Source organism: Actibacterium sp. MT2.3-13A (genome assembly GCF_018139985.1).
Lineage (GTDB): Bacteria > Pseudomonadota > Alphaproteobacteria > Rhodobacterales > Rhodobacteraceae > JAGSOU01.
Window position 1 is genome coordinate 91,152 of sequence record NZ_JAGSOU010000004.1, and the last position, 13,105, is coordinate 104,256.

Annotated in this window: 12 protein-coding genes; 7 read left to right on the forward strand and 5 right to left on the reverse strand. The window is 70.3% G+C overall.

The window, feature by feature from the left end; genetic code table 11:
- Positions 1-63: 63 nt before the first annotated feature.
- Together KCI33_RS05440 and KCI33_RS05445 are read left to right on the forward strand one after the other, a co-directional pair.
- Positions 64-1,053 (forward strand): glutathione S-transferase family protein, encoded by a 990-nt coding sequence (locus tag KCI33_RS05440; protein WP_212523749.1) that lies wholly within the window; start codon positions 64-66, stop codon positions 1,051-1,053.
- 61 nt (positions 1,054-1,114) lie between these two features.
- The gene (locus KCI33_RS05445) at positions 1,115-2,290 is read left to right on the forward strand and encodes a lytic murein transglycosylase (protein ID WP_212523750.1); all 1,176 of its coding nucleotides are present in this window, start codon (positions 1,115-1,117) and stop codon (positions 2,288-2,290) included.
- A gap of 117 nt (positions 2,291-2,407) precedes the next feature.
- Here KCI33_RS05445 and smc read toward each other — a convergent pair whose 3' ends face one another.
- Both smc and KCI33_RS05455 read right to left on the reverse strand, forming a co-directional pair.
- A complete protein-coding gene (smc, locus tag KCI33_RS05450; protein WP_212523751.1) occupies positions 2,408-5,863 on the reverse strand; it encodes a chromosome segregation protein SMC in 3,456 nt (1,151 codons plus the stop codon).
- Positions 5,864-6,013: 150 nt separating this feature from the next.
- Positions 6,014-6,313, reverse strand: a complete 300-nt coding sequence (locus tag KCI33_RS05455) for a hypothetical protein (protein WP_212523752.1) — start codon at positions 6,311-6,313, stop codon at positions 6,014-6,016.
- 141 nt (positions 6,314-6,454) lie between these two features.
- Here KCI33_RS05455 and KCI33_RS05460 point away from each other — a divergent pair, with 141 nt between their 5' ends.
- Positions 6,455-6,805, forward strand: coding sequence for a CidA/LrgA family protein (locus tag KCI33_RS05460; protein ID WP_212523753.1), 351 nt, complete (start codon positions 6,455-6,457; stop codon positions 6,803-6,805).
- A complete protein-coding gene (locus tag KCI33_RS05465; RefSeq protein ID WP_212523754.1) occupies positions 6,802-7,524 on the forward strand; it encodes an LrgB family protein in 723 nt (240 codons plus the stop codon). The genes KCI33_RS05460 and KCI33_RS05465 overlap by 4 nt, the downstream gene beginning before the upstream one ends.
- On the opposite strand, the gene KCI33_RS05470 is transcribed toward KCI33_RS05465, so the two are convergent.
- Positions 7,511-9,172 (reverse strand): thiamine pyrophosphate-binding protein, encoded by a 1,662-nt coding sequence (locus KCI33_RS05470; RefSeq protein ID WP_212523755.1) that lies wholly within the window; start codon positions 9,170-9,172, stop codon positions 7,511-7,513. The genes KCI33_RS05465 and KCI33_RS05470 overlap by 14 nt on opposite strands.
- Before the next feature lie 118 nt (positions 9,173-9,290).
- On the opposite strand from KCI33_RS05470, the gene KCI33_RS05475 reads away from it, so the two are divergent.
- Positions 9,291-9,833 (forward strand): NAD(P)H-dependent oxidoreductase, encoded by a 543-nt coding sequence (locus KCI33_RS05475; RefSeq protein WP_212523756.1) that lies wholly within the window; start codon positions 9,291-9,293, stop codon positions 9,831-9,833.
- On the opposite strand, the gene KCI33_RS05480 is transcribed toward KCI33_RS05475, so the two are convergent.
- Both KCI33_RS05480 and KCI33_RS05485 read right to left on the reverse strand, forming a co-directional pair.
- Complete coding sequence (locus tag KCI33_RS05480; RefSeq protein ID WP_212523757.1) at positions 9,830-10,228, reverse strand: VOC family protein; 399 nt, start codon at positions 10,226-10,228, stop codon at positions 9,830-9,832. The two genes, KCI33_RS05475 and KCI33_RS05480, sit on opposite strands and share 4 nt — an antisense overlap.
- Before the next feature lie 181 nt (positions 10,229-10,409).
- Entirely contained in the window at positions 10,410-11,453 is a 1,044-nt protein-coding gene (locus KCI33_RS05485) for an FAD-binding oxidoreductase (RefSeq protein WP_212523758.1), read from the reverse strand.
- Positions 11,454-11,501: 48 nt separating this feature from the next.
- Here KCI33_RS05485 and mnmD point away from each other — a divergent pair, with 48 nt between their 5' ends.
- Together mnmD and KCI33_RS05495 are read left to right on the forward strand one after the other, a co-directional pair.
- Positions 11,502-12,179 (forward strand): tRNA (5-methylaminomethyl-2-thiouridine)(34)-methyltransferase MnmD, encoded by a 678-nt coding sequence (gene mnmD / locus KCI33_RS05490; protein WP_212523759.1) that lies wholly within the window; start codon positions 11,502-11,504, stop codon positions 12,177-12,179.
- Positions 12,176-13,036, forward strand: coding sequence for a DMT family transporter (locus KCI33_RS05495; RefSeq protein ID WP_212523760.1), 861 nt, complete (start codon positions 12,176-12,178; stop codon positions 13,034-13,036). Before mnmD ends, KCI33_RS05495 begins: the two co-directional genes overlap by 4 nt.
- Positions 13,037-13,105 lie beyond the last annotated feature (69 nt).

Sequence of the window (13,105 nt, forward strand, 5' to 3'; positions counted from 1 at the left end):
GGATTTCCGACTACGCAGCCCGGGCCGCAGCCCCTACCTCGGGGCGGCGAACAGGAGGCAGACATGGGACAGCTTGTGAACGGCGTCTGGGAGGACGTCTGGTACGATACGGCAAAGACCGGCGGCAAATTCCTGCGCTCCGCCGCCGGCTTCCGCAACTGGATCACGCCTGACGGTGCCCCCGGCCCCACGGGCGAGGGCGGTTTCAGGGCGGAAAGCGGGCGCTACCACCTTTACGTCTCGCTCGCCTGCCCCTGGGCGCACCGCACCCTGATCTTCCGCGCGCTGAAGGGGCTGGAGGAACACATCGGCGTCTCGGTCGTGCATCCCGACATGCTGTCGGACGGCTGGACCTTCGCCACCGATTTCCCCGGCGCCACGGGAGACAGGCTCTATCGCCTCCCCTTCCTGCGCGACCTCTACACCAAGGGCAAACCCGATATGTCGGGCCGCGTCACCGTGCCGGTGCTGTGGGACCGGGAGCGCGAGACCATCGTGTCGAACGAGAGCTCGGAAATCATCCGCATGTTCAACGCCGCCTTCGACGCAATCACCGGCAACACCGACGACTACTGGCCCGAACCGCTGCGCGCGCGGATCGAGGGCTTCAACGCCCGCATCTATTCCGAGGTCAACAACGGTGTCTACAAGGCGGGCTTCGCCACCACGCAATCCGCCTACGACGAGGCCGTGACCGCGCTTTTCGCCGCGCTCGACTGGCTGGAAGATCACCTTTCGCGCAACCGCTACCTGCTGGGCGCGCGCGTGACCGAGGCCGACTGGCGGCTGCTGACCACGCTCTTGCGCTTCGACCCGGTCTATCACCTGCATTTCAAATGCAACCGCAACCGGCTGGTCGATTTCCCCAACCTCTGGGCCTACACGCGCGAACTCTACCAATGGCCGGGCGTGGCCGCGACCACCGATTTCGACCATATCCGGCGCCACTATCACTACAGCCACGACATGATCAATCCGCACCGGATCGTCCCCATCAACCCGGTGATCGACTGGCACGCGCCGCATGGGCGCGAGCGGCTGGCGGCGGCCTGACGCGGCTGTTGCCTCGCCCCGCGGGGCTGCTAAGGTTTTCCCACAGATTTCGGAGGACCAGATGCGTTTCGCCCTATTCCTTTCCGCGGCCCTTGCGGCGGCGGGGACCGTCCGTGCCGACGTGCCCTGCGGCGGCAGTTTTCCCGGCTTCGTGAACGACCTGAAGGAGGAGGCCGTCTCAAGAGGCCATGACCGGGACGCGGTGGACCGCTTCTTCGCCCCCGTCCGGCAGGACCCCGCGACGCTGCGCGCCGACCGGGCGCAGGGGATCTTCCAGCTCGATTTCCTGACCTTTTCGCGCCGGATCATCAGCCAGAACCGGATCGACAACGGCCGGCGCAACGTGGCGAAATGGGATGCCGTCTTCGACCGGATCGAGCGCGAGTTCGGCGTGTCGCGCGGGGTGCTGCTGGCCTTCTGGGCGCTGGAGACCGATTACGGCGCGGTGCAGGGAGATTTCAACACGCTGAACTCGCTGGTCACGCTGTCGCATGACTGCCGCCGGCCCGAGCTGTTCCGGCCGCAGATCTTCGCCGCGCTGGAACTCTACGAGCACGGCGATTTCGACCCCGCCACCACCACCGGCGCCTGGGCGGGCGAGATCGGCATGGTGCAGATGCTGCCCGAGGACATCCTGACCAACGGCGTGGACGGCGACGGCGACGGCCATGTGCGGCTGAAGACCTCGCCGCCCGACGCGCTGATGTCGGGGGCCAAGATGCTGCGCAGCCTCGGCTGGCGCCCGAACGAACCCTGGCTGCAGGAGATCGTCCTGCCCGACGGGCTCGACTGGGCCGAGACCGGGCTGGAGCATGAGAAAAGCGTCAGCGACTGGCAGCGGCTGGGCGTCCGCGCGCGCAGCGGCAACCTGGGGCCGGGCAATCTCAAGGCGTCGGTCCTGCTGCCAATGGGCCGCAACGGGCCGGCCTTCCTCGCCTATCCGAACTTCCAGGTTTATTTCGAATGGAACCAGAGCTTCGTCTACGTCACCTCGGCGGCCTATTTCGCCACCCGGCTGGAGGGCGCGCCGGTCTATGATGCACGCAATCCCGACCCGGGTCTGAGCGGGGAGGAGATGAAGGCACTGCAACAGAAACTGGCCGCGCGCGGCCATGATGTGGGCGGGATCGACGGCATCCTCGGCTCGAAAACCCGGCAGGCCATCCAGGCGGAGCAGAAGCGGCTGGGCCTGCCCGCCGACGCCTGGCCGACGCGGGAGTTGCTGGACCGGATGTGAGCGGATGTCCCTCGGTTGATATCCGCGCCCTCGGCGTGTTGCCTTGCCGAGAAATGAGGGGCGCTGCCCCTCAAACTCCCCGGGATATTTGGGGCCAGAAGAAGGGGGAGGTGAGGCTCAGGCCACCATCTGCTCAGCCTTCTTCAGGTCGACCGAGACCAGCTGGCTGACGCCCTGCTCGGCCATGGTCACGCCGAAGAGCCGGTCCATCCGGGCCATGGTCACCGCGTGGTGGGTGATGATCAGGAAGCGGGTGTCGGCGCGGCGGGTCATCTCGTCGAGCATGTCGCAGAACCGGGTCACGTTGGCGTCGTCGAGAGGCGCATCCACCTCGTCGAGCACGCAGATCGGCGCAGGGTTGGCCAGGAACACCGCGAAGATCAGCGCCAGCGCCGTCAGCGTCTGCTCGCCGCCCGACAGCAGGCTGAGGGTCGAGAGCTTCTTGCCCGGCGGCTGACACATGATCTCAAGCCCCGCCTCAAGCGGGTCGTCGGATTCGACAAGCACCAGCTTGGCCTCGCCGCCGCCGAAAAGATGGGTGAAGAGGTTGGAGAAATTGCTGTTCACCTGCTCGAAGGCGGTCAGCAGCCGCTCGCGCCCTTCGCGGTTGAGCCCGGCGATGCCGGTCCGCAGCGCCTTGATCGCCGCTTCGAGGTCCTGTTTTTCGGAGACCAGCGTGTCGTGCTCCTCCTGCACCTCGCGGGCGTCCTCCTCGGCGCGCAGGTTCACGGCGCCCAGTGCGTCGCGCTGGCGCTTCAGCCGGTTCACGTCCGCCTCGATCGTCTCGGCCGCGGGCATCTTGTCGGGGTCGGCGTCGAGCCGCTCCAGCAGCGCCTCGGGCGTGGTGTCCTGCTCCTCCGCGATGCGCTCGGCGGCGTAGGTCACGGTCTCGCGCGCGGCGTCGGCGCGCGCCTCGGCCCGCGCCCGCGCCTCGCGCGCCTCGGAGGCCGCGCGCTCCGCCTCACGTTCGGCCTGCTCGGCCGCGCGCAGGGCGGTTTCCGCCTCGGCCAGCGCGTCCGCGGCCCGGCGCCGGCGCGCTTCGGCCTGGTCGATGGCGTCTGACAGTTCCTCGCGCCGGGCCGCGATCTCCTCGGGGGCCGCGCTGGCCTCCTGGAGTTCCTCCTCGGTCTCGGCACGGCGGCTGGCGAGTTCCTCGATGCGCTTGCCGGCGGTTTCCAGCCGGTGGCGCCAGCCGCTGATCTCCTTGATCACTTCCTGCCGGCGGCGGGTGCGCGCCTCGCCCTCGCGGCGCAGGTCGTCATGGGCGCTGCGCCGGGTCATCATGGTCATGCGGGCTGCCTCGACCGTCATCTTGACGTCCTCGACCTCGGCGCGGGCGGTGTCGAGATCGCCGAGATCGGCCACCGCCGCCTCGGCCTCGCGCAGCCGGGCGCGCGCGCCCTGCGCCTCCTCGTCGTGGCGGCCAACGGCGAGCTGCGCCGATTCCAGCTTGGTCGCAGCGATCGAGCGGTCCGATTCCGCGCGGCTGAGCCGGCGCCCGGCCTCGGCCACCAGCACATCGGCGTCGCGCCGGGCCTGGCGGGCACGCTTGTCGGCCTCGGTCAGATCGGCCAGCCGCTGCCGCAGCACCTCATGCGCCTGCGCCGCGCCGGCGGCCCGGGCATTGGCGTCCTCGAGGTCGCGCTTCAGTTCCACCAGCCGGTTGAGTTGCTGCAGCCGCAGCGCCGCGGCCGAGGGTGCATCTTCGGCCCCCGCGCGGAACCCGTCCCAGCGCCACAGGTCGCCCTCGAGGCTGACCAGCCGCTGGCCGGGCCTGAGCTCGGACTGCAGCCGCGCGCCCTCCTCGCGTGAAACCAGGCCGATCTGACCCATCCGGCGGACCAGAACCTCCGGCGCGGAGACATGGTTGCTCAGCGCCGCCACGCCCTCGGGCAGCAGCTGCGGCTGGCCATAGCCGGGCAGGAGCGCCCAGCCCGACCCCGCCTCGCCGTCGATCTCGGGCGCGCGCAGGTCGTCGGCCAGCGCCGCGCCCAGCGCCTTTTCATAGCCCGGCGCCACCCGCAGCCGGTCGAGGATCTGTCCGCCCTCGGCGGTGTCGCGCTCCACCAGGCGGGCCAGCGCCGCCACCTCGGCGCGCAGCGCGCTGGCCTCGCCCTCGGCCTCGGAATGCTCGGCCCGCGCGTCGGCCTCGCGCGCCTGCGCCTCGGCGCGGGCCTCGTCGGCCTGCTGCAGTGTCATCTCGGCGTGTTCGGCGCGGGCCTCGGCCTCTTCCTGGGCGAGGCGCGCGGCCTCCACCGCCTCGGCGGCCTGCGCCTCGGCGGCCTTTGCGGCGGCCACCGCCTCGCGCGCCCTGGCGGCTTCGGCCTCGTGGCGCGCCACGGTCTTGGAGGCATCCTCGCGCAGGCGGTGCGCCGACTGGTGACGTGCGGCCAACCGCGCCACGTCCTCGGTCAGCTCGGTCAGGGCCGCCTCGCGCGCTTGCAGCACTTCGGCCGCCTCGCGCGCGGCTTCGGCGGCGGCGTCCAGCCGGTCGTCCTGGCCGTCGCTCGCCTTTTCCAGCTGGGCGCGCTCCCACTCCAGCCTCTCTATGGTCTCGCCAGCGTCGCGGTTCAGGCCGGATTCGCGCTCCATGTCGCGGCTCAGCTGCTCGATCCGGCCGGTCAGAGTCTCGATCATCTGGCGCGCACGGGCCTCCTGATCGTTCAGCGTGTCGCGCTGGACCTGGAGCCGCTGCAGCACCGCGGCGGCGATCGCCTCCTCCTCGCGCAGCGGCGGCAGCGCCCCATCGCGCGCCTCGCGGGTCTTGGCGGCCTGCCGCGCCGCGGCCTCGGCCTGCGCGGCCGCGGTGAGCGTCGCCGTCAGCTCGGCCTGCGCCCTGGCGCGCAGTTCGTCGGCCTCTTTCCAGCGCCGATAGAGCAGCATCCCTTCGGACCGGCGCAACTGCGTGCCGATCTCGCGGTAGCGCGCCGCCTGCCGGGCCTGGCGCGCGAGTTGCGCCAACTGGCTGGCCAGCTGTTCCACCATGTCATCGACACGGGCGAGGTTGGTCTCCGCCCCCCTCAGCTTCAGCTCGGCCTCGTGGCGGCGCTGGTAGAGGCCGGAGATGCCCGCCGCCTCCTCAAGGATGCGCCGCCGCGCCGTCGGCTTGGCGTTGATCAGCTCGGATATCTGGCCCTGCCGCACCAGCGCCGGCGAATGCGCGCCGGTCGAGGCGTCGGCGAACAGCATCTGCACGTCGCGCGCGCGCACGTCCTTGCCGTTGACCTTGTAGGCCGAGCCCGCGTCGCGGGTGATCCGGCGCACGATCTCCAGCATGTCGGAATCGTTGAAGCCAGCGGGCGCCAGCCGCTCGGTGTTGTCCACATGCAGGCTGACCTCGGCGAAATTGCGCGCCGGGCGGGTCGCGGCCCCGGCGAAGATCACATCCTCCATGCCGCCGCCGCGCATGGCGGTGGGGCGGTTCTCGCCCATCACCCAGCGCAGCGCCTCCAGCAGGTTCGACTTGCCGCAGCCATTGGGACCGACAACACCGGTCAGCCCCTCGGCGATCAGCAGATCGGTGGGGTCGACGAAGCTCTTGAAGCCGTTCAGTTTGAGCCGGGTGAAGCGCACTTTCGGACCATTCGATTCCTCTGGACCTCAAATCCTTCGCGCACGGGCGGCACGAGTCAAGCACTCACCCCAGCATGTGGCGATATCTGGCGAGTTATCCACAAAATATTGGGCCGAATAGCCCATCTTGTGTATCTCCGGGCCGCGCGCTCAGCCCTCCGCGCAGGTCACGCGGGCGCGCATGAGCGCCGGATCGCCCCCGAAACTGCCCGGCACAATACGGCAGCCCGAGGCGCGCTCGATCGCGGTGAAACCGCGGGCCATGACACCGCGCGCGCGGCGCCCGGTCTCGAAGTTCAGCCGGATCGCCTGGGCCTCGTCGCCCAGAACATGCACGCTGAAAAGGCTGCCGCCGACCTTCACCCGCTGCGTGGTGGCGCCGCGCAGGGCGGGCGCGGGGCTGTCGCAGCCCGCGAGGATCAGCAGCCCCGCAATGATCGCCAGACGCATGGCTTGCCTCCCCCTCGGCCCGCCGCGCAGCATGGGGGCAACACACTTAACAGAGGGTAATGAAACCGCACCCGCCATCATCTGCGGGCTTGATCGCCGGCAGCACCGCCGTAGCATCGCGGAAAAACCAAGGAGCGCCGAATGATCCTGAACCTCGCCCTTCTTCTTCTGTTCCAGCTCGCCGGCGAGGTCACCGCCCGCGCGCTGTCCCTGCCGGTGCCGGGTCCGGTGATCGGGCTGGCGGCGCTGGTGCTGGCCTTTCTCGCCGTGCCGGGGCTGGCGGGCAGGATGCAGCCCACGGCGGGCGGGTTGCTGGCGCATCTGTCGCTGCTGTTCGTGCCCGCGGGCGTCGGCGTGGTGGGCCATCTCGGCGTGCTGGGCGCACAGGGCGGGCCGCTGCTGCTGGCGCTCATCGGCAGCACGGTGCTGGCGATCGCGGTGGGCGCAGGAGTCTTCGTGGGGGTGCAGCGCCTGACCGGGGGCGCGGAATGACCGAGTTCGCCGAGATCTGGAGCTATCTCTCCGAAACGCCGCTGCTGTGGCTGGCCGCCACCCTCGGCGCCTATGTGGTCGGAGACGGGCTGTCCCGCGCCTCGGGGAGGAAACCCTACGTCAACCCGGTGCTGATCGCGGTGGTGATCCTCGCGGCCATCCTCTGGGCCAGCGGCACGCCCTACGCCACCTATTTCGAGGGCGCGCAATTCGTGCATTTCATGCTGGGCCCGGCCACGGTGGCCCTGGCCGCGCCGCTTTACGCCAATCTCTCCCATGTCCGCCGCGTGGCGCTGCCGCTGATCGCGGCGCTGCTGGCGGGATCGATCACCGCGATCCTCAGCGCGCTGGGCATCGCCTGGGCGCTGGGGGTGCGCGGCGAGACCCTGCTGTCGCTGGCGCCGAAATCGGCCACCGCCCCGGTGGCGCTGGGCATCTCCGAGCAGATCGGCGGCTCGCCCACGCTCACGGCCGTTCTGGTGATCCTGACCGGCATCATCGGCGCGATCGTGGTCACGCCGCTGCTGAACCTGCTGCGGATCCGCGACTGGCGCGCGCGCGGCTTCGCCGTCGGGGTGGCCGCGCATGGCATCGGCACCGCGCGCGCCTTTCAGGTGAACGAGACGGCGGGGGCCTTCGCCGGCATCGGCATGGGGCTGAACGCGATCCTGACCGCCATCCTGGCGCCGCTGGTCGCGGGCTGGATCAGCGCGCTTTAGCCTGCCCCGCCGCCCGCGTCTCGTCGAGGGTCAACGCGGTGCTGAGCGCCTGGGGGTCGAGCCTGAGCTCGATCACCGCCGGCACGCCCGCCGCCGCCGCGCGGGCGAAGGCCGCCGGGAACTCGGCGTCGCGCTCCACCAGTTCGCCATGCCCGCCATAGGCCCGCGCCAGGGCGGCGTAATCGGGATTGGCGAGGTCGGTGCCGCTGACCCGGCCCGGATAGTTGCGCTCCTGATGCATGCGGATCGTGCCGTAGCGGCCGTTGTTGGCCACGATCACCACCGGCTTCGCCCCGTGCTGCATGGCGGTGGAGAACTCGTTCAGCGTCATCTGGAAACAGCCGTCGCCCGCCATACACACCACGGTGCGGTCGGGATGCTCCAGCGACGCCGAGATCGCCGCCGGGAAGCCGTAGCCCATCGATCCCGAGGTCGGCGCCAGCTGCGAGCGATAGCCCTTGTAGGTGAAATAGCGGTGCAGCCAGGCGGCATAGTTCCCCGCGCCGTTGGTCACGATCGCGTCCTCGGGCAGATGCGCCGACAGCCAGCGCACCACGTTCTCCATCTTCACCGCGCCGGGGGTTTCCCTGGGCGTCTGCCACGCGACGTAATCGGTGCGCGCGGCCCGGGTCCAGTCCGACCAGCGCGGCGCCGGTCCCTCGGCCCCGGCCAGTGCCGCCAGCAGCGCAGGCGCGCCGACCGCGATGCCCGGGTCGGGGCGATAGACGCGCCCCAGTTCACCCTGATCGGGATAGACGTGCACGATCCGCGTCCCGGGCGCAGCCGGGTCCAGCAGTTCATAGCCGTTGGTCAACGTGTCGCCCAGCCGGGTGCCCAGCGCCAGCACAAGGTCGGCCTGCCGCAGCCGTGCGCCCAGCTTCGGGTTCATCCCCACGCCGAGATCGCCGACATAATGCGGCAGCCGGTTGTCCATGTAATCCTGCCGGCGGAAGGACACCGCCACCGGCAGATCGAACCGCCCGGCAAAGGTGGCCAGATCCGCCGCGGCCTGCGCCGACCAGCCCGGCCCGCCCACCACCACCAGCGGCCGCTCGGCGCCCTCCAGCGCGTCCAACACCGCCTGGACCTGCGCGCCGCTGACCGCCGCGGGCGCGGGCGTCGCGGCGGCGCGGTTCTCGACCTCGGCAACCGCGCTCAGCATGTCCTCGGGCAGGGCCAGCACGACCGGCCCCGGCCGGCCCGAGCGCGCCACGTCAAAGGCGCGCGAGATATATTCCGGCAGACGCTCGGTCTGGTCGACCTCGGCCGCCCATTTCACCAGCGGGCCGAAGAAGGCGCGGTAATCCACCTCCTGAAATGCCTCGCGGTCACGGTGGCCACGCGCAATCTGGCCCACGAAGACGACCATCGGGGTGCTGTCCTGCTTGGCCACATGCAGCCCCGACGAGGCGTTCGTCGCCCCCGGCCCGCGGGTGACGAACAGAACGCCGGGCTCGCCGGTCAGCTTGCCATAGGCCTCGGCCATCATCGCCGCGCCGCCTTCCTGGCGGCAGACGATATTGGCAATGCCGGCGTCATAGAGCCCGTCGAGCGCCGCGAGGAAACTCTCGCCGGGCACCGAGAACACCCGCTTCACGCCCTCGACCACCAGTTGATCCGCCAGAATCTGCCCGCCATGCCGTGCCATCTTCACCTCTCCCGGCTGTTTTCCGCGCCGACCCTGCGCCAAGCCCCGCCAAAGGGCAAGCCCGGCTTGAACCCCGCGCGCCCGGCCCTACCCTGACCGGGAAAGGCAAGGAGAAATCATGGCCGCCCACACCCTGCTCGGCATCTGCGGCTCGCTGCGCGCGGGCTCCTGCAACCGCAAACTCATGCGCGAGGCGGCGCGGCTATTCGACCCCGCGGCGTTCGCCGAGGCCGACCTGCGCCTGCCGCTCTATGACGGCGATCTGGAGGATACCCAAGGCATCCCGCCCGCTGTGCAGCGCCTGGCCGACCAGATCGCGGCGGCGGATGCGGTGGTGATCGCGGGGCCGGAATACAACAAGTCTATCTCGGGCGTCCTGAAAAATGCGCTCGACTGGGTCAGTCGGACCGAGGGGACACCATGGCGTGACAAACCCGTGGCCATCCTGTCGGCCACCGGCGGGCGCGCGGGCGGCGAACGCACGCAATTCGCGCTGCGGCTCTGTCTCGTGCCCTTCCGCGCGCGGGTCCTGCCCGGGCCGGAGGTTCTGGTGGGTCAGGCCAGGGAGCAGTTCGATGCGGCGGGCCGCCTGACCAACGAACGCTACGAACGGGCCGTGGCCAGCCTGATGGAGGCCCTGAAGGCCGAGATCGCGCGCTAGGCGCGGTTGGAGATCTCGATCAGGTTGCCATCGGGGTCGCGAATATAGAGAGAGACGATCGGCCCCAAAGCCCCGCTGCGCGCCACCGGCCCTTCCTCGACCGGCACGCCGGCCTTTCCGAGATGCGCCACCCATTTGCAAAGCGGCACTTCGGAGAGGAAACACAGATCCGCCGAGCCGGTCACGGGCCGTCGCGCCTTGGGGTCGAATTCGCGCCCCGCCACATGCAGATTGATCTTCTGCGCCCCGAATTTCAGCGCCATGCGGGTGGAGCCATCGGCCGGGCGGAACACCTCGGCCCGCATCCCCAGCACGCGCGTATAGAACGCGACGCTGAGGTCCTGGTCGGACACCGTCAGGACAAGATGGTCGAGCGCGGTTACGGACGGGTTCATCTCTTGCCTCCCCGGCAGGCCGTGACTGGTCAGGCCAACATGCACGCTGCGCCTGGCAAAACGCAATCCCGCGTCGCCCCGCCGGGCCCGGGCAGCGCGCTGCCTTCTTCTTGGTCCAAATACTCATTCCGGCATCGCCTGCCGCGCGCGTGGGATGAGTATTTTTTCCAAGAAGAAGGGGTCAGAGGCTCGCCTCCACACGGAAGCCGTCCGGGATGGCGTCGCGCCCCTCCAGCAGCAGGTCGGCCATCACCTGCCCCACCTTGGGCGCCATGCCGAAGCCGATCTTGAACCCGCCATTGGCGATGAAATGGCCCGGCCGCCCGGGCCAGGGACCCAGCATCGGTGCGCGGCTTCTTGCGCGCGGGCGCACGCCGGCCCAGCGTTCCAGCACCCGCGCGGCCTCGAGCACCGGAAAGGCCGCCATCGCGCGGGCATGGATGTCGTCGAGTTGCCCATCCGTGCTGTCGGGCGCGGCGAACGCGTGTTCCGAGGTCGAGCCGATGGCGACCGTCCCGTCGGCGTGCGGCACGATATGCAGCGCGTCGGCGTAGAGCTGCGGCTTGTCCCGCGCGTCGAACTTCAGAAGCATCGCCTGCCCCTTCACGCCGTTGCCCACCGCGCGGCCCAACGCCTGCGACAGCGCCAGCAGCCCCTCGTATCCCGTGGCCCAGACCACCTGCCCCTCCGCCTGCCCTGCGCCCAGAACGATCTCGCCGCCCAGCGCCCGCAGCGCCGCCGCCAGCGCGTCGCAGGCGCGGCGGGGGTGCATCCGCGCGCTCAGCGTGTCGTGGATCAGGTATCCGGTCGGGCTCTGCGGCGCCCAATCCGCGAAATCACCCGCCGGCACCACGCGCCAGGCGGCCTTGCCCTGCCACAGCACGTCGGCGGCGCCTTCGCGCGCGCGGGCCAGTTCCAGCGCGCGCGCGTCCGCTATGGGCTGGAGCCGCCCCGTCCGCCCATAGCCCGGCGAGACGCCCCCGGCGGCCTCGACGCCGGCCCAGAATTCCTCGGCCATGATCAGGCTTTCGAACTGGAACGCCTTCTTGTCGTTCCAGTTCTCGGGAACATGCGGGGCCAGCGCGCCGACCAGCCCGCCCGACGATCCCGCGCCCACGCGGCGCGTGTCGATCACGCGCACGCGCGCGCCGCGCGCCGCGCAGGCATAGGCCACCGCCAGGCCGAAGGCCCCCGCCCCCATCACCGTCACATCCGCCGTTGCCATTTGCCCCCGCCTTGACCATTGTCGCGCCACTCAGACCTAAGGCATCCCATGACCGCTGACCAGCACGCAGAGCTTGAGTGGAAAGACGGCGCCATCCCCGTCTCGCAGCGCTTCGACGACCCTTATTTCTCGCTGGAGAACGGGCTGGAGGAGACCCGCCACGTCTTTCTCTCGGGCAACGGCCTGCCCGCGCGTTTCCGCCCCGGTTTCCACATCGCCGAGCTCGGCTTCGGCACCGGGCTGAACATGCTGGCCGCGCTGATCGCCTGGCGGGCCAGCGGCACGCCAGGCCCGCTGCGCTTCACCAGTTTCGAGGCTTTCCCGATGCGCGCCGACGAGATCGCCCGGGCGCTCGACGCCTTCGCGGAGGCGCGCGCCGTGGCCGGACCGTTTCTGGCCGCCTGGGAGGCCGGGCAAACCCGGATCGACACCGGCGACCTGCTGGCCGAGATCGTCATCGGCGACGCGCGCGAAACACTGCCGCGCTGGACGGGCTGCGCCGATGCCTGGTTCCTCGACGGCTTCTCGCCGGCCAAGAACCCCGAACTCTGGGGCCCGGAACTGATGGCGCAGGTCGCCAGCCACACCGTGCCGGGCGGCACTGCCGCCAGCTATACGGCGGCGGGTTTCGTGCGGCGCGGGCTGGAGGAGGCGGGGTTCGTCGTGACCCGCCACCCCGGCTTCGGCCGCAAACGCCACATGACAACCGCCAGGATGCCGGCATGACCGAGCCCAATCCCCGCCTCGGCATCCTGCTGATGATCGCCACGACCCTGGTCTTTGCCCTGCAGGACGGCCTCTCGCGCCACCTGGCCGGCGAATACAACGTGCTGATGGTGGTGATGATACGCTACTGGTTCTTCGCCGCCTTCGTGATCGCGATGGCCGGCCGCAAGGCCGGCATCCGCGCCGCTGCCGCCACCTCGCAACCCATCCTGCAGGCCTTCCGCGGGCTGCTGCTGGCCGGCGAGATCTGCGTTATGGTGACGGGCTTCGTGGCGCTGGGGCTGGTCGAGAGCCACGCGGTCTTCGCCAGCTACCCGCTGCTGATCGCGGCGCTTTCCGGCCCGGTGCTGGGCGAAAGGGTGGGCTGGCGGCGCTGGGCGGCGATCGGCGTGGGATTTCTCGGCGTTCTGGTCATCCTGCAGCCCGGTATCCGCGTCTTCTCGCCCGCGGCCCTCATCCCGCTGGCCGCGGCGCTGATGTTCGCGCTTTACGGGCTGCTCACCCGCTATGCCGCGCGCCGCGACAGTGCCGCCACCAGCTTTTTCTGGACCGGCGTGACGGGCGCCGTCGCCATGACCGCCGTCGGCCTGTGGGTCTGGGAACCGATGCGCCCCGGCGACTGGGGCTGGATGGGCCTGCTGTGCCTGACCGGCGCGCTGGGCCATTACCTGCTAATCCGCTGCTACGAGGTGGCCGAGGCAAGCTCGGTCCAGCCCTTCGCCTATCTCCAGCTGGTCTTCGCCAGCGCGCTGGGGCTGACGCTCTTCGGGGAAACGCTGGCCCCCAACGTGGCGCTGGGCGCGGCGATCGTGATCGCGGCGGGCCTGTTCACACTCTGGCGGGAAAGGCTGCGCTGAGCCCTTCTTCTTGGTCCAAATACTCCCGCCGGAGGCGCCGAAACGCGGCGTGCGGCCATGAGTATTTAT

What these genes read in the sequence shown, in the direction of transcription:
- KCI33_RS05455 (WP_212523752.1), bottom strand. Translation starts at nt 6,313, where the DNA reads ATGCGTCTGGCGATCATTGCGGGGCTGCTGATCCTCGCGGGCTGCGAC.
- KCI33_RS05440 (WP_212523749.1), top strand. Translation starts at nt 64, where the DNA reads ATGGGACAGCTTGTGAACGGCGTCTGGGAGGACGTCTGGTACGATACG.
- KCI33_RS05445 (WP_212523750.1), top strand. Translation starts at nt 1,115, where the DNA reads ATGCGTTTCGCCCTATTCCTTTCCGCGGCCCTTGCGGCGGCGGGGACC.
- KCI33_RS05475 (WP_212523756.1), top strand. Translation starts at nt 9,291, where the DNA reads ATGGCCGCCCACACCCTGCTCGGCATCTGCGGCTCGCTGCGCGCGGGC.
- KCI33_RS05480 (WP_212523757.1), bottom strand. Translation starts at nt 10,228, where the DNA reads ATGAACCCGTCCGTAACCGCGCTCGACCATCTTGTCCTGACGGTGTCC.
- KCI33_RS05470 (WP_212523755.1), bottom strand. Translation starts at nt 9,172, where the DNA reads ATGGCACGGCATGGCGGGCAGATTCTGGCGGATCAACTGGTGGTCGAG.
- KCI33_RS05485 (WP_212523758.1), bottom strand. Translation starts at nt 11,453, where the DNA reads ATGGCAACGGCGGATGTGACGGTGATGGGGGCGGGGGCCTTCGGCCTG.
- mnmD (WP_212523759.1), top strand. Translation starts at nt 11,502, where the DNA reads ATGACCGCTGACCAGCACGCAGAGCTTGAGTGGAAAGACGGCGCCATC.
- KCI33_RS05460 (WP_212523753.1), top strand. Translation starts at nt 6,455, where the DNA reads ATGATCCTGAACCTCGCCCTTCTTCTTCTGTTCCAGCTCGCCGGCGAG.
- KCI33_RS05495 (WP_212523760.1), top strand. Translation starts at nt 12,176, where the DNA reads ATGACCGAGCCCAATCCCCGCCTCGGCATCCTGCTGATGATCGCCACG.
- KCI33_RS05465 (WP_212523754.1), top strand. Translation starts at nt 6,802, where the DNA reads ATGACCGAGTTCGCCGAGATCTGGAGCTATCTCTCCGAAACGCCGCTG.